The sequence below is a fragment of the Amycolatopsis sp. NBC_01480 genome (assembly GCF_036227205.1).
GTDB lineage: Bacteria > Actinomycetota > Actinomycetes > Mycobacteriales > Pseudonocardiaceae > Amycolatopsis.
The window spans coordinates 1648038-1667159 of record NZ_CP109442.1 but is presented as its reverse complement, the minus strand read 5'-3'; the positions used below and the strand labels follow the sequence as shown (position 1 = coordinate 1667159).

Annotated in this window: 23 protein-coding genes; 12 read left to right on the top strand and 11 right to left on the bottom strand. The window is 70.7% G+C overall.

Translation table 11 applies throughout. From position 1 onward, the window contains the following. Positions 1-301: 301 nt before the first annotated feature. The gene (locus tag OG371_RS07765; RefSeq protein WP_329067030.1) at positions 302-802 is read right to left on the bottom strand and encodes an Rv3235 family protein; all 501 of its coding nucleotides are present in this window, start codon (positions 800-802) and stop codon (positions 302-304) included. 154 nt (positions 803-956) lie between these two features. Here OG371_RS07765 and OG371_RS07760 point away from each other — a divergent pair, with 154 nt between their 5' ends. After that, on the top strand, positions 957-1340 hold the full coding sequence (locus tag OG371_RS07760; protein WP_329067028.1) for an HAD-IA family hydrolase: 384 nt from the start codon (positions 957-959) through the stop codon (positions 1338-1340). 172 nt (positions 1341-1512) lie between these two features. On the opposite strand, the gene OG371_RS07750 is transcribed toward OG371_RS07760, so the two are convergent. Next, positions 1513-2277 (bottom strand): TrmH family RNA methyltransferase, encoded by a 765-nt coding sequence (locus tag OG371_RS07750; RefSeq protein WP_329067026.1) that lies wholly within the window; start codon positions 2275-2277, stop codon positions 1513-1515. 34 nt (positions 2278-2311) lie between these two features. Between OG371_RS07750 and OG371_RS07745 the strand changes: the two genes are divergently transcribed. Next, positions 2312-3718 (top strand): WS/DGAT/MGAT family O-acyltransferase, encoded by a 1407-nt coding sequence (locus OG371_RS07745; protein ID WP_329067023.1) that lies wholly within the window; start codon positions 2312-2314, stop codon positions 3716-3718. Then, positions 3715-4206 carry a DUF6912 family protein gene (locus OG371_RS07740; RefSeq protein WP_329067021.1) on the top strand — a complete coding sequence of 164 codons (492 nt, stop codon included), beginning with the start codon at positions 3715-3717 and terminating at the stop codon, positions 4204-4206. Before OG371_RS07745 ends, OG371_RS07740 begins: the two co-directional genes overlap by 4 nt. Before the next feature lie 18 nt (positions 4207-4224). Here the strand turns inward: OG371_RS07740 and OG371_RS07735 are convergent, their stop codons facing one another. The 3 genes from OG371_RS07735 to rsgA form a co-directional block, all read right to left on the bottom strand. Then, complete coding sequence (locus OG371_RS07735) at positions 4225-4998, bottom strand: hypothetical protein (protein ID WP_329067018.1); 774 nt, start codon at positions 4996-4998, stop codon at positions 4225-4227. A gap of 94 nt (positions 4999-5092) precedes the next feature. After that, a complete protein-coding gene (locus OG371_RS07730) occupies positions 5093-5974 on the bottom strand; it encodes a hypothetical protein (RefSeq protein WP_329067016.1) in 882 nt (293 codons plus the stop codon). Between the two features lie 88 nt (positions 5975-6062). After that, positions 6063-7076, bottom strand: coding sequence for a ribosome small subunit-dependent GTPase A (rsgA, locus tag OG371_RS07725; RefSeq protein ID WP_329067014.1), 1014 nt, complete (start codon positions 7074-7076; stop codon positions 6063-6065). A 115-nt stretch (positions 7077-7191) separates the two neighbouring features. On the opposite strand from rsgA, the gene OG371_RS07720 reads away from it, so the two are divergent. The 3 genes from OG371_RS07720 to OG371_RS07710 are packed head-to-tail and all read left to right on the top strand — an operon-like array spanning position 7192 to position 9322. Next, complete coding sequence (locus OG371_RS07720; RefSeq protein WP_329067012.1) at positions 7192-7953, top strand: SOS response-associated peptidase; 762 nt, start codon at positions 7192-7194, stop codon at positions 7951-7953. Beyond that, positions 7950-8558, top strand: a complete 609-nt coding sequence (locus OG371_RS07715) for an alpha/beta hydrolase family protein (RefSeq protein ID WP_329067011.1) — start codon at positions 7950-7952, stop codon at positions 8556-8558. Before OG371_RS07720 ends, OG371_RS07715 begins: the two co-directional genes overlap by 4 nt. A gap of 56 nt (positions 8559-8614) precedes the next feature. Next, the gene (locus tag OG371_RS07710; protein WP_329067009.1) at positions 8615-9322 is read left to right on the top strand and encodes a DUF6333 family protein; all 708 of its coding nucleotides are present in this window, start codon (positions 8615-8617) and stop codon (positions 9320-9322) included. On the opposite strand, the gene ybaK is transcribed toward OG371_RS07710, so the two are convergent. Then, positions 9319-9795, bottom strand: a complete 477-nt coding sequence (gene ybaK, locus OG371_RS07705) for a Cys-tRNA(Pro) deacylase (RefSeq protein WP_329067006.1) — start codon at positions 9793-9795, stop codon at positions 9319-9321. The two genes, OG371_RS07710 and ybaK, sit on opposite strands and share 4 nt — an antisense overlap. 201 nt (positions 9796-9996) lie before the next feature. Between ybaK and OG371_RS07700 the strand changes: the two genes are divergently transcribed. Next, positions 9997-10623 (top strand): sigma-70 family RNA polymerase sigma factor, encoded by a 627-nt coding sequence (locus OG371_RS07700; RefSeq protein WP_329067004.1) that lies wholly within the window; start codon positions 9997-9999, stop codon positions 10621-10623. Beyond that, positions 10620-10958, top strand: a complete 339-nt coding sequence (gene rsrA / locus OG371_RS07695; RefSeq protein WP_329067001.1) for a mycothiol system anti-sigma-R factor — start codon at positions 10620-10622, stop codon at positions 10956-10958. Before OG371_RS07700 ends, rsrA begins: the two co-directional genes overlap by 4 nt. A gap of 169 nt (positions 10959-11127) precedes the next feature. Here the strand turns inward: rsrA and OG371_RS47365 are convergent, their stop codons facing one another. Continuing rightward, complete coding sequence (locus OG371_RS47365; RefSeq protein WP_098515123.1) at positions 11128-11202, bottom strand: 50S ribosomal protein bL37; 75 nt, start codon at positions 11200-11202, stop codon at positions 11128-11130. A 228-nt stretch (positions 11203-11430) separates the two neighbouring features. Here OG371_RS47365 and OG371_RS07690 point away from each other — a divergent pair, with 228 nt between their 5' ends. After that, positions 11431-12951, top strand: a complete 1521-nt coding sequence (locus tag OG371_RS07690; protein ID WP_329066999.1) for a sensor histidine kinase — start codon at positions 11431-11433, stop codon at positions 12949-12951. A gap of 353 nt (positions 12952-13304) precedes the next feature. Here the strand turns inward: OG371_RS07690 and OG371_RS07685 are convergent, their stop codons facing one another. Then, positions 13305-13559 (bottom strand): WhiB family transcriptional regulator, encoded by a 255-nt coding sequence (locus tag OG371_RS07685; protein WP_091612873.1) that lies wholly within the window; start codon positions 13557-13559, stop codon positions 13305-13307. 274 nt (positions 13560-13833) lie between these two features. After that, positions 13834-14760, bottom strand: a complete 927-nt coding sequence (locus OG371_RS07680) for a diacylglycerol/lipid kinase family protein (RefSeq protein WP_329066996.1) — start codon at positions 14758-14760, stop codon at positions 13834-13836. 414 nt (positions 14761-15174) lie between these two features. Here OG371_RS07680 and OG371_RS07675 point away from each other — a divergent pair, with 414 nt between their 5' ends. Beyond that, positions 15175-15657 carry a hypothetical protein gene (locus OG371_RS07675; RefSeq protein WP_329066994.1) on the top strand — a complete coding sequence of 161 codons (483 nt, stop codon included), beginning with the start codon at positions 15175-15177 and terminating at the stop codon, positions 15655-15657. A gap of 6 nt (positions 15658-15663) precedes the next feature. Here OG371_RS07675 and OG371_RS07670 read toward each other — a convergent pair whose 3' ends face one another. Together OG371_RS07670 and OG371_RS07665 are read right to left on the bottom strand one after the other, a co-directional pair. Beyond that, positions 15664-16146, bottom strand: a complete 483-nt coding sequence (locus tag OG371_RS07670) for a GNAT family N-acetyltransferase (RefSeq protein WP_329066993.1) — start codon at positions 16144-16146, stop codon at positions 15664-15666. Between the two features lie 4 nt (positions 16147-16150). Then, positions 16151-16741: an acid phosphatase gene (locus OG371_RS07665; protein WP_329066991.1), complete on the bottom strand. Its 591-nt coding sequence runs from the start codon at positions 16739-16741 to the stop codon at positions 16151-16153. An 85-nt stretch (positions 16742-16826) separates the two neighbouring features. On the opposite strand from OG371_RS07665, the gene OG371_RS07660 reads away from it, so the two are divergent. Together OG371_RS07660 and OG371_RS07655 are read left to right on the top strand one after the other, a co-directional pair. Then, positions 16827-17300, top strand: coding sequence for a hotdog fold domain-containing protein (locus tag OG371_RS07660; protein ID WP_329066989.1), 474 nt, complete (start codon positions 16827-16829; stop codon positions 17298-17300). Positions 17301-17502: 202 nt separating this feature from the next. Next, complete coding sequence (locus OG371_RS07655) at positions 17503-19122, top strand: GMC oxidoreductase (RefSeq protein ID WP_329066987.1); 1620 nt, start codon at positions 17503-17505, stop codon at positions 19120-19122.

The following is a 19122-nucleotide window of genomic DNA, read 5'->3' as shown; positions in this document are numbered from 1 at the left end:
GGCCGCCGAGCTGCTCAGGTGACCCGCCACAACGGCTGTGTCGGCGGGACCGCCGCTCAAGGCCGACTGCTCTGGCGGCCGGCTGCTGTGCTGGCTGTGTCCGCCTATGGCCGACTCAGGTGGCTGGCCGTCGAACTGCTCTGGCGGCCGACCACTCTGCGGTGCGGAGGGCTGGACTGCCTGCCTGAGGCCGGCTCGAGCGGCTAGCCGTCGAGCTGTTCGGGCGGCCAGCCGCCGAACCGGGTGGGCAGCAGGGCGCCGCCCACCCAAGGCCGACTCGGAGAGCCAGCCGCCGAGTTGCTCAAGCAGCCAGCCGTCGGACTGGGGCGGCGGGCTGGACTGCTCGCATCGGGCCGGTTCTCGGGGCCAGCAGGTGGAAGCGCATGCACACCCAGCCGGATCGCGTTTGTTGGAAGCGTGCTGCCAGGGCGAGGACTCGCGGGCCGCTGCGGATGGTGGCGCAGGCTTCGATCGCGGTGTCCGAGGGGTGGCAGACGTGGAGCGGGCCGATGCGGTGGCGGGTGCCGGGCAGGCGCGGATGGTCACGCAGCCGGGCGAACAGCGCCGGGTCGACCAGGTGCTCGATCTGGGCGGCCGCGCGGCGGCGGCCCAGGACTTCGAGGATCGTGTTCAGCCGCTGGGTCAGGCGGCGGTCGTCCGGCGGTTCCGGCAATGGGGTGACCAGGCGGTCCGCCGGTGGCAGATCGCGTACTGGCCGGCTCTCGGGCCGGTTCCGGGCCGGGCGGGGCCGGGGCGCCGGTTCGAATGGCGCCAGCGTGGTCATGCGGTGGTCGATCGTCATATGTTCCTCCCCGAAACTCGGACGATCCGTCGTCAGTAGTGGCCTGGGGAGGCGGAAAATGCGACAAACTGCGCCTGATCCGGGGAAAACCGCGCAAGCTCGGCCCGGCGGTCCACGGGCTGTGCTACGGCCGGCCGAGGCTAGGGTGGGCCGGGTGCTCAAAGGGTTGCTGGTCGACTACGCGGGTGTCCTGACCGACCCCGACGCGCACCTGCTCTACGACTACCTCCGCACCGCCCGGGCCCGCGGCACCCGCACCGCGCTCGTGTCCAACGCGCCCGGCGCCGGTCCCGCGGCGAAGGCCGAGCTGTCCGAGTACTTCGACGCCCTGGTCTTCTCCGGTGAGGTCGGCGTCGCCAAGCCGAACCGCGAGATCTACCTCATCGCCGCCGAACGGCTCGGGCTCTCCGCCGCCAGCTGCGTCTTCATCGACGACGCCGCCCGAAACGTCCAAGGCGCCGCCGACGCCGGACTGGTCGGCATCCACCACATCACCATGCCCGCGACCCTCGACGAACTGGCCGCCTTGTTCACCTGACGGCGCGCCGAACCAGTTCGAACGGCGGCAAGGCCGCCTCCGGGCATCGGGATGGGCAGCCATTCGGTCACCAGCTCGCCGACGCCCGCGGCTCCGGCACCCGGAACGAAGGCCGCGCGCTGAGGCAAAGCCGCCACATCAGCGTGCCCACCAAGCTCGACGAGCCGCCCGTTCAGCCGACCGCGCGCCGCACCAGTTCGAACGACAGCACCGCCGCCGCGGCCGAGACATTCAGCGATTCAACATCACCAGGCATCGGAATCGACAGCCATTCCGTCACCAGCTCGCCGACCTCCTCGCCGACCCCCGCGGTCTCCGCGCCAAGAACAAAGGCCGCACGCTGAGGCAATTCCGCGTCATACAGCGTCGTCTTCGCGGAGGCGCCCAGTGCGTACAGGCTGTACCCCGCCTCCGTCAGCAACTCCGCCGCTTCGCGCGCGCTGCCGCAACGCAGCACCGGGGCGCGGAATGCGACGCCCGCGGAAGCCTTGACCACCAGGGGATCCAGCGCGGCGACGCCCCGACGTGGCACGACCACTCCCTCCAACCCGGCCGCGGTGGCTGTGCGGAGGATCATGCCGACGTTCGCCGGCGTCGTGATGCCGTCGAGCAGCAGGACGCGCGCGGGTGGGCGGCGGTCGTCCAGTGCTGCGGCGAGGGAGCGCATCCGCGGGGCGACGACGTCGGCGAGGACGCCCTGGTCCTGTTTGCCGTTGCCGGCCAGCACTTTCACCCGGTGTGCGCTCGCGCGCTGGACCGGCACGCCGGCCGCCTTCGCCGCGCGCTGGATTTCCGTGGCGCCCGGGCCGCGCGCGGTGTCGGCGAGGATCACCTTGTCGACCTCGAGAGCGGTGTCCGCCAGCGCCTCGAGCACCGGCTTGCGCCCGTACACGGTCAGGAACCGGTCTTTCGGCGAAACCGCCTCGTCATCACCCACGCGAGCCAGTCTCGCACTGTGTAAGGATCGGCTCATGCCCGACCGCCTGTCCGCGCTGGACGCCTCCTTCCTGTACGTCGAGGACCACGCGACCCCGATGCACGTCGGCAGCGTGGCGATCTTCGAGCGGCCGCGCACCGGGTTCGACTACGGGCAGCTGCTGGACCTGATCGGCGCGCGGCTGGCGTTCCTGCCGCGGTACCGCCAGCGGGTGCTGACGGTGCCCGGCCACCTCGCGCGCCCGGTGTGGGTGGACGACACCGACTTCGACCTCAACTACCACGTCCGACGTTCCGCGCTGCCGCAGCCGGGGACCGACGAGCAGCTGTTCGACCTGGTCGCGCGCCTGATCTCGCGACGGCTGGCGCCCGAGCGGCCGCTGTGGGAGGCGTACTTCGTCGAGGGGCTGTCCGGCGACCGCGTGGCGCTGGTGACGAAAACGCACCAGTCCGTTGTGGACGGAATCGGCACGATCGACCTCGGCCAGCTCATCCTGGACGCGCGCCCGGCGCCGCCGGAGCCGTTCGAGGACACCTGGACGCCCCGGCGCGAGCCGAGCCGGGCGCAGCTGGTGCTCGACGCCGTCACCGAGACCGTGCAACGCCCGACCGAGCTGGTGGAGAACGTGCGCTCGGCCGCGGACGACGCCGTCGCTTCGCTGGGCAAGGTGGCCGAAACCCTCGGTGGCGTCGCGTCGACGCTGCGCACGGTGGTGAGCCCGGCGCCGTCCGGGCCGCTGAACGTGCGCGTGTCCGGCGGCCGGCTGTTCTCCGTGGTGCGCACGCGGCTGGAGGACTTCCGCAAGGTCCGCGCCGAGCACGGCGGCACGGTGAACGACGTGGTCCTCGCGGCCATCACCGGCGCCCTGCGCGAATGGCTGCTCTCGCGCGGTTCGAGCCTGACCCCGACGACCACCGTCCGCGCGCTGGTGCCGATGGCCGTGCGAGACGCCGAAACGGCCGAGTTCTCCACGCCCGCGCTGGTCGGCAACCAGGTGGCGGCGTTCCTCATCGACCTGCCGGTGGGGGAGCCCAACGCCGTGCTGCGGCTGCAGCACATCGGGCACGCCATCTCCGAGCACCTGGAGTCCGGCCGCTCGGTGGCCGCGCGCGGGCTGCTGAAGGTCGGCGGGTTCGCGCCGGCGACGCTGCACTCGCTCGGCGCGCGGGCCGCCGGATCGCTGTCCGGGCGCATCTTCAACGTGATGGTCACCAACTCGCCGGGGCCGCAGGTGCCGATGTACGCGGGGGAGGCGAGACTGGTGGAGATGTTCCCCGTGATGCCGCTGATGCGCACCCAGGCGCTGGCGATCGGGGTCACGTCCTACCACGGCGGTGTCTACTTCGGACTCAACGGCGACCGCAAGGCCGCGTTCGACATCGGGCTGCTCGGCGGGATGATCGAGGAAGCGCTGGAAGAACTGAAGGGTGCGCACTGGTGAGGGTTTATCTCCCCGCGACGATCGCGATGCTCCGTGACCTCGAAGCGAACGGCGAGTTCCGCGCCCGCAGCGGCACGGGATTCGCGCTGACGCCCGCGCTGCGCGAGGCGTACGTCAGCGGCTCCGACGAAGAGCTGGAGTACGCCGCGCTCCTCGACGCAGCGCGCGCGTCGATCCGCCTGATCGCGGCGGAGGAGAAGGCGGAGCCACGCCGCGTCGTCGTATCCGCCGACGTCGACAACGTGACGCTGCGCTCGGACCTGGACGCGCCCGTGGTGCGCCTCGACGGCCCGGTGCCGCTGGCGCAGATCGCCGCCATCCACGTGGACGCGCCGGAGGCCACCGAGGCCGTCGCCGCGGCGGCCGACGTGATCGACGCCGCCGACCTGGGTGACGAGGACGCCGAGTTCGCCCTCGGCGACGCGGAAGACCACGAGCTGGCCTGGTACGCACCGCAGGAGCTGCCGTTTTTCCTGGAGCTGCTGTAACCCGTTCCCCGAAGCCGGTCAGCTGCCGGCGAACGCGCCCAGCTGGTCGGCAGCGGGAGCCTGGACGTCCACCGGCGAGCCCCAAGCGCTGTAACGCGCGGTGATCCGGGCTCCCTCAGCCCCCTTGAGGATCGGAGACAGGTCCAGCACCAGCTGCAACGGCCGGTGCGCCGCGTCGAGCCACAGTTCGAGGGGGACTTTCGTGCCGGGCGCCACGCTGCCCGGCGGCAGTCCGGCGGGCAGCTCCGAGCCGAGTTTCGCCAGGTCGACGTCCACCCGGTAGTGCTCGGCGCCGACGCCGTCGAGCTGGGTCCGCTCGCCGGAGGCGAGGGTCCCCGCCGTGCGGACCTGCGCGAGCGTGCGCGCCGGGTCGTTCTGCTCGGTCAGCTGCACGAGGCTGCCGCCGAGCACCTGGGAGAACGGGTCGCTGCCGTCGGGGGACACCTTCACCCACGGCTTCCCGCCGGTCACCTGGTCGCGCGAGCCCTCCGGGACCTTCGCGTACAGCTGCCCGGCCACCAGCCGCAGTTCCAGCGGCTCGCCGATGTAGTCCGTGGTCATCACCAGGGAAGTGCCGTCCGCCGCGAACTTCGCCTGCCCCTGCCCGTGCGAAACGAGAGTCCCCGCCGCGACGTCGGTGGTGAACTTCGCCGAGTGCCCGGCGACGGTGGCGGCCGAGGCCGCGTCGGCGAGCGCGCGGGCGTCGGAGAACAGCGGCGCCGAGTTGCCGGAGCAGGCGCCGGTGAGGGTCACGGCGAGTACGGCACCGAGGGCCAAGGCCGTCCTGCGCATCCGGAACCCCGTCCTGACCGGCGGAAAGAGACCCTACAAAAGCACAGTGGGTCCCCCGAACCCGTTCGGGGGACCCACTCTTACGCGGAATGGGTCAGTGACCCAGCTTCTTCACGATCTCGCCGAAGTCCCCGACCTGGTCGGCCGGCGGGGCGGTCACGTCGACCGGGGTGCCCCAGTCGCTGTACTTGACGGTGGTCTTGCCCGAGCCGGCCGCGCCGGCGCCCATCGCCTGCATCATCGGGCCCTGGTCCATGGTGATCTGAACGGGCAGCTGGTCCTTGTTGAGCCACAGCTCGGCCGGGATCTTGATGTTCTTGCCCTTGAGCATCTCGGTCATCTTGGCCTTGACGTCGGCCGGCAGCTGGCCGGTGAACTGGTCGACGGCCTTGTCCACGTCCAGCTCCACCACGTAGTGGTTGACCTGCTCGCCGGCGAGCTGGGTCTGGTCGGAGCTGATGATCCGGCCGGCCTTGGCGACCTGGTCCAGCACCCGCGACGGGTCACCCTGCTCCGAAGCCTGCGACATCGCCTTGCTGAACGCCTGCGAAAGCGGGTCCGTGGCGTCCGGCGAGATCTTCAGCCACGCCTTGGCGGTGCCGAACTGCGACGCCTCGCTCGCGGGCACCTTCATGTACAGCGTCTTGTCGACGTAGCGCATCTCGGTCGGGCCTTCCGCGCCCGTCATCGTCATGGTGAACGCGGAGTCCGCGCCGTTGAACGACATCGCGCCCTGCATGGACTCGGTCTTGCCGCCGGCCGCCATCTCCATGGACATCTTCGCGGACTTCGACTTCTCCGTGCCCTGCTTCGCCGCGCTCGCGAGCTCCAGCACGTTGCCGAACGGCGCCGCCAGCCCCAGCTCCGGCTTGGCGCCGCCGGCCGAGGCGGTGCCGGACTCGCTCTTCGCCCCACAGCCCGTCAGCACGAGTGCCAGCGCGGCGCCCGCGGCGACGGCGAAAGTGGTCTTGCGCATGCTTCTCCCCCTGTGAAAGGTCGTTTTCACCCGCAGTATCGCCGGACAGAGGGAGCGGTTACACCGTTTTCGTGCAAAACGATGTACGTCACGTCTCGAGCGTGCCCGCGCGTGAAGTGAGCAGCCGGCGCAGCGAGGCCAGCCGGTCGGCGCCCGCGCGGCCGTCGGTGACGACGTCGTCCAGCGCGCAGTCCGGGTCCTCGGGCGGGCCGAGGTGGCCGCAGTTGGTCGGGCACTCCTCGGCGGCCTCGGCGAACTCCTCGAACGCCTTGACGATGTCGTCGCTGGTCACGTGGGCCAGCCCGAACGAGCGGATGCCCGGGGTGTCGACCACCCAGCCGCCGCCGGCCAGGGGGAGCGGCAGCGCGACGGCCGCGACGGAGGTGTGCCGGCCCTTGCCGACCGCGCTCACGTCGCCGGTCGCCAGGTAAGCGTCCGGCACCAGGCGGTTGACCAGCGTGGACTTGCCGACGCCGGAGTGCCCGACCAGCGCCGTCACGCGGCCTTCCAGCCGTTCCGCGAGGCCTTCGGGCTTCTCGTCGTGCCGGGTGACGACGGCGGGCACGTCGAGCCCCGCGTAGCCGGCGAGCAGCTCGTCCGGGCTCGCCAGATCGGCTTTGGTCAGGCACAGCACGGGTTCCACCCCGCCCGCGTAACAGGCGACGAGGCAGCGGTCGATGAACCCGGTCCGCGGCGGCGGGTCGGCCAGCGACGTCACGATCAGCAGCTGCGCGGCGTTCGCGACCACCACCCGCTCGTACGGGTCGGTGTCGTCGGCTGTGCGGCGCAGCACGCTGGAGCGCTCGTCGACGCGGATGATTCGGGCGAGCGTGTCCGGCTTGCCCGAGACGTCGCCGACCACGCCCACCATGTCACCCACGACCACCGAGACGCGGCCCATCTCGCGGGCGCGCATGGCCGTCACGAGCTGGTCCGGGTCGGCGTCGATCGCGCAGGTCCAGCGGCCCCGGTCCTTGCCGACCACCATCGCGGTGACGGCGTCGGCGTGCTCGGGGCGGCGCTTGCTGCGCGGCCTGGTGCCCTTGCCGGGACGGACCCGCACATCGGATTCGTCCAGCTTGCTCCAGTCGCCTCGCGCCAAGCCGCCCACGTCCTTCCGCCTAGTCCTGCCTGGCCGAATGATCCCATGGCGCTCGCGCCCGGCCCGGCCTGCGTGTAACGATTGGTCCCGGGGCCCGGTATCGGAGGAGGTTGGCATGTGCGGCCGTTACGCCGCGACGAAGGATCCGGCGGCGCTGATCGAGGAGTTCGCCGCGGTCGACCTGACCGAGGGCCGGGCCCGGGTGGACCACAACGTCGCGCCCACGAAGAACGTCGTGACTGTGGTGCAGCGCCATCCCCGGGACGCCGAAGGCCTGGTGCTCGAGGACGAGCCGGCCGAGCGCTCGCTCCGAATTATGCGGTGGGGCCTGGTGCCGTTCTGGGCGAAGGACCCGTCCGTGGGTTCGCGGATGATCAACACCCGCTCCGAGACGGCGCGTGAAAAACCCGCGTTCAAGCGCGCGCTGGCCTCGCGGCGGTGCCTGGTGCCCGCCGACGGCTGGTTCGAGTGGCGGCGCACGGGCAAGGAGAAGGAGCCGTTCTACATGACGGACCCGGCCGGTTCGTCGATCGCGTTCGGCGGGATCTGGGAGACCTGGCGGCCGAAGGACGACGGCGAGGCCGACCCGCTGGTCACGTTCTCGATCATCACCACGGACGCCGCCGGGCAGCTCACCGACGTGCACCACCGGATGCCGCTGATCGTCCCGCGCGAGCACTGGGACGGCTGGCTGGACCCGGACCGCGACGACGTCGACGGCCTGATGGTGCCGACCCCGCCCGCGATCGTGGAATCGCTCGAGCTGCGGCCGATTTCCAGCCTGGTCAACAACGTACGCAACAACGGCCCCGAACTGCTGGAGCGCGTCGAGACGCCGGTCCAGCCGCTGGACGACGGCCTGTTCGAGGTGAAATGACCACCTTGGAGATCGACACCGACCACGGCCTCGCGCGGGCCGAGCTGCACTGCGCGAAGGACGGGGTCGCGGTGCTGATGCTCGGCCACGGAGCCGGTGGCGGCATCGGTGCGAAGGACCTCGTCGTGGTGGCGCGCGCCGCGAAGGAAGCGGGCGTGCACGTCGCGCTGGTGGAGCAGCCGTACCGCGTCGCGGGCCGCCGTGCTCCCGCGCCGGTGAAGCAGCTGGACTCGGCGTGGCTGACGGTGGCCGACGAGCTGTCCGCCCGGTTCGACGACCTGCCGCTGGTGTTCGGCGGCCGCTCCTCGGGCGCGCGCGTGGCGTGCCGCACGGCGTCCGCGGGCCAGGCGGTGGCGGTGCTGTGCCTGGCGTTCCCGGAGCACCCGCCGGGCAAGCCGGAGAAGACCCGTCAGCCGGAGCTGGACGCGGTGGAGGTCCCGGCGCTGGTGATCCAGGGCGAACGCGACCCGTTCGGCCGCCCCTCGCCCGGCCCGCACCACGAAGTCCTGCTGATTCCCGGCGACCACAACCTTTCCGCCGATCTGGAGGCGGTGTCGCGGGCGGCCACCGAGTGGCTGGGACGGGTGCTGCGGCCGCATCTTTGACGCGTGGTTCGGCGAAACCCGCGGGCCGGAGCGCCGGTTTTCACTACGGTGTCCGGGTGATCGACGACCAGGAAGTCAACGGCTACGGCGAGTTCACCCTCGCCGTCGTCTTCCCTCCGTTCCAGCCGCACGCGCGCAGCAGTCCCGCCAACTTCGCGCCGCACGATCCGGCGCGGGCCCGGGCGTTGGCCGAGTCTTTCCCCACCGTCGACGCGGTCCTCGAAGAGCTGCCCGAAACCGGTGCCGTCCGCTCGTCTCCGGAGACGCGCGTGGACCTGGACCTCGTCGCGGTCGGTTGCTGGGGCAGCGTCATCGGCATCTCCGACCCCGCCCTCGCGGGCGACAGCTTCGACAAGACCCTGTGGGACGTGACCAGCGCCCTGGCCGAACGCCATCCCGAGGCCAGGATCATCGGCGCGGCGAGCATCGACCGCGGGGAGAACCACCAGCAGTCCGCCGTCCACCTGCCCGGCGGGCTGAAGCTGTACACCGAAGCCTGGCCCGGGCCCGATCAGTTCTCCTTGGACGGTGACCCGCACGCCATCGCGCGCGCCGTCGGCGTCAGCGCGGAAGTCCTTGCCGCGGCGTACATCGACCTCGACGACGAACCGTGGACCATCCCTTGGGGACACTTCGGCCGTCAGCTGCTGGACCCGTTCGACCCGTGGGGCCACGCCGATCTCCGGATGTCCGAGTTCCGCGTGCGCCGCACCGAAGAAGCCGCGCTCCACCTGGAAGAGACCTGGCTGACCGCGATCGGCTAGGCCGCGATCCCGGCGACCACCGCGTTCGTCAGCCGGACCAGGTCGGCCGGGGCGAGTTCGACCTCGAGGCCGCGTCGGCCGGCCGAGCAGTACACCGTGGGAAACGCGCCGGCGGTCGTGTCGATCACCACCGGGAGGCGGCTGCGGTGGCCCAGCGGCGAGATCCCGCCCAGCACGTAACCGGTGGCCCGCTGGGCGGCGGCCGGGTCGGCCATCTTGGCCTTCTTGCCGCCCGCGGCCATGGCCAGCGCCTTCAGGTCGAGCTGGCCGGTGACCGGCACCACGCCCACGACCAGCTTGCCCTCGACCTCGGCCACCAGCGTCTTGAACACCCGGGCCGGCTCCAGCCCCAGCGCTTCGACGGCCTCCAGGCCGTACGAATCGGCGCGCGGATCGTGGTTGTACGCGTGCAGGACGTGCGCCACCTTCTGCTTCGTGAGCAGCGCCGTCGCCGGAGTTCCCTTGCCCGCCATGGCCGTCGAGTCTACGAGTGGTGCGGGAATGGACCGCCGCCACGCTCTGTTGTAGCCGATGTGAACAGCACGCTCGCCACCACTCGCCCAGCCCGGCGCCGGCCCGAGAGCCCGGGGGGTTCAGGCCTCTCCGGACCCCGCGTAAACTCGATCCTGCCGTATGCGCGCCCGCGCATCGACGCCGATCGGGAAGGGAACGGTTTGCCGAGCACCCCCAACTCCGCGCCGGAGACGGCGACCGACGAGCTGGAGCTGGCCGAACGCTTCGAGCGGGACGCAATGCCCCTGCTCGACCAGCTGTATTCGGCCGCGATGCGGATGACCCGCAACCCTGCCGACGCCGAGGACCTGGTCCAGGAGACGTACCTGAAGGCCTACGCCGCGTTCGCGTCGTTCAAGGCCGGCACCAACCTGAAGGCGTGGATGTACCGCATCCTCACCAACACCTACATCAACGGCTACCGCAAGCGGCAGCGGCAGCCGGTGCAGCAGCCCACCGAGGAGATCACCGACTGGCAGATCGCCAAGGCGGAGAATCACACCTCGGTCGGCCTGCGCTCGGCCGAGGTCGAGGCGATGGACAACCTCCCCGACGTCGACGTGAAGGCCGCGCTGCAGAAGCTGCCCGAGGAGTTCCGGCTGGCCGTCTACCTGGCGGATGTCGAGGGCTTCGCCTACAAGGAGATCGCCGAGATCATGGACACGCCGATCGGCACCGTGATGTCCCGCCTGCACCGTGGCCGCGCCCAGCTGCGCGACCTGCTCGCCGACGTCGCGCGCGAGCGCGGCTTCATCCGCGGCGACCGCCAGGAGGTGGGTAAGCGATGAGCACGGGTGACGGCTCGAAGGACGCCAAGGGTGCCAAGGACAAGGTCCGGTGCGAAGAGGCGCTTTCGGAGATCTTCCTGCTCCTGGACAAGGAGTGCAGCCCCGGCCGTGACGCCGAGCTCCGGCGGCACATCGACGACTGCCCGCCGTGCCTCGAGGAGTACGGGATCGACGAGCAGCTCAAGCACCTGCTGGCCCGCAAGTGCGGCGGCGACCACGCCCCGGACGACCTGAAGAGCAGGCTGCGCGCCTCGATCCGGCAGACCGTCGCCACCCGCGGCGGGGTGACCGTGGAGCGCACCGAAGTCACCATCGAGCAGCGGACCGGCGAGTAGCCCTTCGCTCAAGCGGCTCACTGTGCCGGTAGACACCAAACCGGCCGGAAGTAAGCAGTCGGTGCAGATCGGTCGCCTCTCCCGGTCGGCTGACTTCCGGCTTTTTGGTAACGACGACGGCCCCCGTACCAGCTGGTGCGGGGGCCGTGTCGCGTCCGTACGCCGGAAATCAGGCGTTGGGCTTCTTGCCGTGGTTCGCGCCGTTCTTCTTACGGTCGCGACGCTTGCGGGCGCGCTTCGACATGCTTCACTCCTCGTACTTGCACCGGATGGCCCGTGGGCGGGGGTGCGGGCACACCTGCCGGGCTCGGGTCAACCGTTCCAGTGTGTCATGCGTGCCCCGGCTCACCCGCGGCACCCGTGCTGATCCGGGGTCGCTCTGGTTGGATGGCGAGCATGAGCTGCGCGGACAGGACTGCCACGACCGGGCCCGACGCGGCCGTCACCGTGGCCGGGACGGCCGGGTAACGCCGTGTCGACCCTTTCCGACCTGCTCGCCGAGAACACCGGCCTCACCGGTGAAGCGGCCGACCACCTGCAGACCGTCGTCGCCGAGTGGCAGCTGCTGGCCGACCTCTCGTTCGCCGACTTCCTGCTCTGGGTGCCTGTCGCCAAGGACCTGCAGACCGACGGCGGCGACTTCGTCTGCGTCGCGCACGCCCGCCCGACCACGGCGCCGACCGCGCACCCCGAGGACGTCGTCGGCACGCGGTTCACCGTCGAGGAGCACCCGCAGCTGGCCAAGGCCGTGCGTGAGGTGCGGATCTGCCGCGAGGAGGACCCGCACTGGTACCGCGACGTGCCGATGCGCCGCGAGGCCGTGCCGGTGAGTTTCGGCGGCGAGGTGGTCGGGGTGATGAGCCGCGAGACGAACCTCGCCGCGCCGCGCGTGCCGAGCCCGTTGGAGATCGCCTACCTGGGCAGCGCGGGCGACCTGTGCCAGATGATCGTGGACGGCACCTTCCCGCCCGGCGGCGGCAACCAGACCGACACCCACACCAGCCCGCGCGTCGGTGACGGCCTGATCCGGCTGGACCCGACGGGCACCGTGGTGTTCGCCAGCCCCAACGGCCTGTCCGCCTACCACCGGATGGGCCACGAGTCCGATCTGGTCGGGCAGCGGCTGGCCCCGTTGACGCGCTCGCTGATCCGCGACCCGTTCGACGCCACCGAGATCTCGCACCGCATCATCGAGGCCCTCGACGGTAAGCCGTCGACGCGCACCGAGGCCGACTCGCGGCGCGGCGCCGTGGTGCTGTTCCGCGCCCTGCCGCTGCGCCCCGCGGGCCAGGCGGCGGGCGCGCTGGTACTGGTCCGCGACGTCACCGAGGTCAAGCGCCGCGACCGCGCGCTGCTGTCCAAGGACGCGACGATCCGCGAGATCCACCACCGGGTGAAGAACAACCTCCAGACCGTCGCGGCCCTGCTGCGGCTCCAGTCGCGCCGCACGTCGAGCGAGGAGGCGCGGCTGGCCCTCGGCGAGTCCGTGCGCCGGGTCTCGTCGATCGCGATGGTGCACGAGGCGCTGTCCATCTCCGTGGACGAGCGCGTGGACCTCGACAAGCTGCTCGACAACGTGCTGCCGATGGTCGGCGAGGTCGCCACCGCGGAGTCGCAGGTCGGGCTGACCCGGAAGGGCTCGTTCGGCATCGTGATCGCGGAGATCGCGACGCCGCTGGTGATGGTGCTGGCCGAGCTGGTGCAGAACGCCATCGAGCACGCGTTCCCGCAGGGCCGGCCGGGCAAGGTCGAGCTGGTGGTGGAGCGCTCGGCGCGCTGGCTGGACGTGGTCATCCGCGACAACGGCCGCGGCCTGCCCTCGGGGTTCTCCCTGGAACGCAGCGACGGCCTCGGCCTGCAGATCGTGCGGACCCTGGTGGAGTCGGAGCTGCGGGGGTCCCTCTCGCTGCGCAAGGTCAGCAGCGACAAGGCCGGGGCGCGGGTGTCGGGCACGGAAGCCGCGCTGCGCATCCCGCTTTCCCGGCGGCTCTAGCTTTCAGCGCTCCTGCCGGGCCTTGGGGCAGAGCCGGTCGTGGCGCGGAAGGTGTTGAACGTCAAAGGAGCCGGGCAGTGTCCGAAAGGGACTGTCGCACCGTCCGAACTGGACTGACCCCGCTGCGGTCCCCGGTGGACTTTCGACCCCGGACACGCTGAAGGGCCGGTGTCCGCCGAAGCGGTACCGGCCCTGTCAACGTCCAGGTGAGGTGGCGCGACACCCGCTTATGGGTGATTTCACCTCAGTTGTTAAGCTGGAACCGGATAGGTATCGCCCCGGACGGCGTGGCGTGGAGCTGCCAGCCGGCGGAAGTTTCCGGTTCCCCGTGGTGCTTTTTTCTGAGCCGAAGCTCAGGCGTTGGTACGCGTGCCGATGTGCGTACGGCGGCGCTTGAGCGCGCGTCGCTCGTCCTCGCTCATGCCGCCCCACACGCCGGCGTCCTGACCGCTGGCCAGTGCCCAGGCCAAGCAGTCGGATGCGACGGTGCAGCGGTGGCACACGGCCTTCGCCTCGGAGACCTGAAGCAGAGCAGGACCGCTGGTTCCCACCGGGAAGAACAGCTCGGGGTCCTCGTCTCGGCAGGCCGCGTCGTGGCGCCAGTCCATGTTCGTGAGCTCCTTTATAGCGACGCGGGAAGGCCGCGCCACAGTCGTCATGGCGGTCGTGTTTTTGGGTGCTTGTGAATGCTTTCACGAAGCACCGCTTTCGACAAGGGTTTCTTGAAGATCGGTGAGTCAGCTCACCCGGCCGGGCGACGCCTCTGACCTGCGGTTTCTGTCTGAAACAGACCGCCCGGGGGAAGGCCGATGCGGTGAGCGGAGCTTCTGCGTCGCCGAGCGGCAATGGGCACTTTGCCGCAGGCGATCAGCGGTCCGGTCGTCACACGATTACGGAGAGTGCGTCGGGGACGCTGTGGAACTCCACTCGCGTGCGCTGGCCGACGAGGTCGCCGTCCACCTGGAAGTTTACCGGTTCAGCTGCGTCGATGCGGATCAACGGCAGGTCATCGTGACGCACGAGACGCCGTCCGCGCTGGTTGCTCTTGGTGAGCAAAGCTTGGCGTACATGCGTGAACACGGTCGGCAACGGCATACCGTTCAACGCGAACAGGCCCAATCCCGTCTCGAACGAGCAGCCCGAGTTCAGGTGCACCGGACGCTCGCCCAGGTAGGTCCACGGATCGGTGTTCGACACGAACGCGGTCACCACCTCCACGGGCTCCTCGCCCGGGATCCGGACGGTCAGGGCCGGGCGGCCCAGCGGCGGCCGGAAGTAGGAGCGCACGGCGGCGCGTAAGTAGAGCCCGGCGCTGGTCTCCTTGCCCCGGCGCTTGGCGACGCGGCCGACGACGTCCGCGTCCCAGCCGAGGCCGGCGTTGAAGGTGAACCAGTGCCCGTCGGCGAGCCCGAGGCCGACGCTGCGGCTGCGGCCCGACTCCAGCGCGTTCAGCAGCTGGTGCGTCGCCTCGACGGGATCGACGGGCAGACCGAGGGCGCGCGCGAAGACGTTGGCGGACCCGCCGGGCACCACACCCAGCGCGGGCGCGGACCCGAACTCGCCGGGATCGCCGTCGGAATCCGCGAGAAGGCCGTTGACGACCTCGTTCACCGTGCCGTCGCCGCCGTGCGCCACGACCAGGTCGATGCCGTCCCGGGCCGCCGAGCGCGCCACGGCCATCGCGTGGCCGCGGTAGTCGGTTTCGACCACGTCGAGCTTCACCTGGCTGGCCAGTGCGTGCGCCAGCACATCCCGGCCACCGGCGGTGGTCGAGGTGGCCTGGGGGTTCACGATCAGGATCGCGCGCACTACCGCAGGGTAGGTGACCCGCGGCCGCCACGAGAACCTCCGACGTCACATGGTGACGCGAAGCTCAGCCCCTCCGGCGGCATTCCTGGCCGGTGACCCGAGACCCGGCCCAAGACCCAAGGACGCTGTGGCGGGCGGTCCTCCTCTGCGGACGGCGAACTCTCGTTTCCGTCGTGACAAGTGCACCCGGGCCGACCGCCCGCTCATCGACGACACCACGATTTTCACGTTCCCGGCGCCCCGCGAAAACGGCCGACCGGGTGGCATACCATCGAAACTGCTCACGCATTGTGACTCGTGCAGGTCGGGTCCACTGTGCTCTCGCAAAGCAGGTCTCGAAGCACCCGCACTCCACGTGAGCTACAGCGCGTTCCACCCCGCCCGTATTCCGCCCAGCGTCTGGAAGGCCCTCCCGTGTCGCTCACCGAGAAGCCGCCGTCCACCCCGGCCGAGGTCCGGCTGGCGGGTGTCCTCACCGCCCTGCCCGGCCTCGGGCTGCTGGCACTGGGCGTCGTGGTGCTCGTGCGCGGCCTGGAGTCGCCGCCGCAGCCGGGCAACAACATCTGGGCCGAGTTCATCACCTACGCGGTGCTGGCGCTGGCTTTCCTCGCCGCGTCGACCGGGCTGGTGCTGGGCCGCACCTGGGCCCGTTCGCCCGGCGTGGTCGTCGCGCTGCTGCTGGTCGGCGTCGGCTGGTACGTGCTCGGCCCGTCCGGCCAGCCGGCCTGGGGCGCGCCGATCGCCGTGTTCGGCATCGCCGCGCTGGTGCTGCTCTTCCGCCGCCCGGCGCGGGCCTGGGCGCTGGGACAGCACGTGGACGAGACGGAGGAGGAGGCCGCCGAGCGCGGCGGCCTCGCCGGCCGCCGCGCCGAGCGGGAGAAGAACGACGAGGACTGAGGCCGCTCAGACGTCGGCGGCCAGCGACCGCAGCGGGTCGTCGGCCAGCCGGTAGACGGTCCACTCGTCCTGCGGCGACGCGCCCAGTGCCCGGTAGAACCCGATCGCCGGGTTCCAGTTGAGCACCGACCACTCCAGCCGCTGGTAGCCCTGCTCGACGCACTCCGCGGCCAGCGTCGCGAGCAGCGCCTTGCCCAGCCCGGACCCGCGTAGTTCTTCGCGGACGTACAGGTCTTCCAGGTAGATGCCGTGGGTGCCGCGCCAGGTCGAGAAGTTCAGGAACCACAGCGTGAAACCGGCGATGGCGCCGTCCAGCTCGGCGACGTGCCCGAACAACGCGGGCGCCTCACCGAACAGCGCGGCGTGCAGCTGCGGGGCGGTGAGGTGGCACGCGTCGGGCTCGCGCTCGTACTCGGCCAGCGCGTAGACCAGCTCCACGACGGCGTCGACGTCCTCGGGCCGGATCCGGCGGACTCGGGGGTCGGCCACGGCGTCAGGCTTCCAGCGCCGGAAGCAGGTTCAGGTGCTCGACCTGCGGCTCGCCGCGCTCGTCGCCGAGCACCGCGATCCCGGCCGGGTCGAGTCCGAAGTGGACACCCGACGGCGCGGGCAGGCCGACCCAGCGCGCGACCAGCACCCGGCTGAAGTGCCCGTGCCCGACCAGCACGACGTCGCCGTGCTCGACCTCGCGGCGCGCGCGGTCGAGCACCTTGTCGGCCCGCGCGCCCACCTCCTCGGCGTTCTCGCCGCCGGGGCTCGGGTGGGTCCACACGGTCCAGCCGGGGTCGGTCTCGCGGATCTGGGGCGTGGTGATGCCTTCGTAGTCGCCGTAATCCCACTCGGCGAGGTCTTCGGTGAACTCGTCGACGCGCAGGCCGGCGAGCTCGGCCGTCCGCTTCGCGCGGTCGCGGGGGCTGGACAGGACGAGCTGCGCGCCGCCCAGCAGCGTGCGCAGGGTGCCTCCCGCCGCGCGCGCCTGTTCCTCGCCCGCGGCGGTGAGCGGGATGTCCGTGCGTCCGGTGTGCCGTCCGTCGGCCGACCATTCGGTCTGGCCGTGACGGAGAAGGAAGAGCCGATGTGCCACGTGGCGAATATAGCCCGGGTCCGGTTTGCGGGCCGGGTGCGCGATGTGCTTACCTACTCGTGAGTAGGTTCACCGGGAGGTCTTGATGGGCTCGAGCCCGACGTACGCGATGTGGCGCCGGTTGGTCGCCAAACCCGGCGGTAAGCAGCTGTTTTCCGCCGCGATGTGCCTTCGTGTGCCCTACTTCGGGACGGTGCTGCCGTCGGTCCGCGAGCTGCGTCCCGGCCACTGTTCGGTGACCGCGCCGAAGTGGTGGGGTGTCCACAACCACATTCACACCTTCCACGCGATCGCCGCCTGCAATCTCGCGGAGATCGCGATGGGCATGCTCGCGGAGGCGACCGTGCCGCCTTCGCACCGCTGGCTGCCGAAGGGGATGAGCGTCGAGTACCTGGCGAAGGCGGAGACCGGCTTGCGCGCCGTCGCCGAGCTGCCCCAGCTCCCGGAGTTCGGCGACGACGGTTTCGACCTGCCCGTGCCGGTGACGATCCTGGACGCGCGCGGCCGGACTGTGGTGACGGCCACGATCACGATCTGGGTGACGCCGAAGAAGCGTTAGGCGCGGTTCGCCCGGCCGATCTTGTTTTCCTTGCGCAGCAACGAATGCCGCCGTTCGGCGGAGGCATCGGGCGTACGCGCCGGTTCTCGGGCGGCTCGGAAATTGACCCGAACGGGTGGAGATTAACACCGTTTACTGGGCAAAAGCGAATAGTCTTCATTTTGCTCTTGTCAGGGCCGGGAAGCGGCGACACGATGCAGGGATGCCAGCCCTGACGCGCCGCCGATTCCTCGGCCTCGCCGCGCTGAACACCGCCGCGGCCTTCGGACTGACCAGCATCTCCGCGGCCACCGCGCGAGCCGCGACCGTGGCCCCGCTGCCGGACTACTCGCCCGCGGTCGTGATCGGGACCGGCTACGGGGCCGCCGCCACGGCGTTGCGGCTCGGCGAGGCCGGCGTTTCCACGGTGATGCTCGAAATGGGGCAGCTGTGGAACGAGCCGGGCCCCGACGGCAAGGTCTTCTGCCAGATGCTCAACCCCGACCAGCGCTCGATGTGGTTCAAGAACCGCACCCAGGCGCCGCTCGCCTCGTTCCTCTGGCTCGACATCGCCAACCGCGACATCAAGCCGTACGCCGGGGTGCTCGACCGCGTGAACTTCGGCGACATGTCGGTGTACCTCGGCCGCGGCGTCGGCGGCGGCTCGCTGGTCAACGGAGCCATGGCCGTGACGCCGAAGCGCTCGTACTTCGAGGAGATCCTGCCGCGCGTCGACGCGGACGAGATGTACGGCAAGTACTTCCCGCGCGCCAACACCGGGCTCGGGATGAACCAGATCGACCCGCAGTGGTTCGAGACCTGCAAGTCCTACCAGTTCGCCCGCGTTTCGCGGAAAGCCGCGCAGAAGGCCGGTTTCAGCACCACGTTCGTGCCCAGCGTGTACGACTTCGAGTACCTGAAGCAGGAAGAGGCGGGCACCGTCCCGCGGTCCGCGCTCGCGTCCGAAGTCATCTACGGCAACAACTACGGCAAGCGCTCGCTGGACAAGACCTACCTCGCCGCCGCGCTCGGCACCGGGCACGTGACGATCCAGACGATGCACGAAGTGCGCGAGATCATCCAGCAGCCGGACGGCACGTACACGCTGGCCGTGCGCGAGAGCGACGTGCTCGGCAATGTGCTCTCCACCAAGCACATCAGCACGAAGTACCTGTTCCTTGGCGCCGGCAGCCTCGGTTCGACGGAACTGCTGCTGCGTGCCCGCGAGACCGGCCGGCTGCCCGCGCTGGCCGAGGAGGTCGGGCAGGGCTGGGGCACCAACGGCAACGTGATGCTGGGGCGCGCCAACCACATCTGGGACACCACCGGCAGCCTCCAGTCCGGCATGCCCGCGCTCGGCATCGACAACTGGAACGACCCGGTGCACCCGGTCTTCGCGGAGATCGCGCCGGTGCCGGCCGGGCTCGAGACCTGGGTGAGCCTGTACCTCGCGATCACGAAGAACCCGGAACGCGGCCACTTCACCTACGACGCGGTGACGGACTCGGCGAAGCTGCAGTGGACGTCCGCGCAGGGTCAGCCGTCGATCGACGCCGCGAAGTCGCTCTTCGACAAGATCAACTCGGCGAACGCGACGATCTACCGCTACGACCTGTTCGGCGACACCCGCCCGTTTGAGAACCGCTTCACCTACCATCCGCTCGGCGGCCTCGTGCTGGGCCAGGCGACCGACGACTACGGGCGGGTGAAGGGCTACCGGAACCTGTACGTCACCGACGGCTCGCTGATCCCGGGCAGCACCGGCGTGAACCCGTTCGTGACGATCACCGCGCTGGCCGAGCGCAACATCGAGCGGGTGCTGGCGGAGGACGTCGTCCGCTGA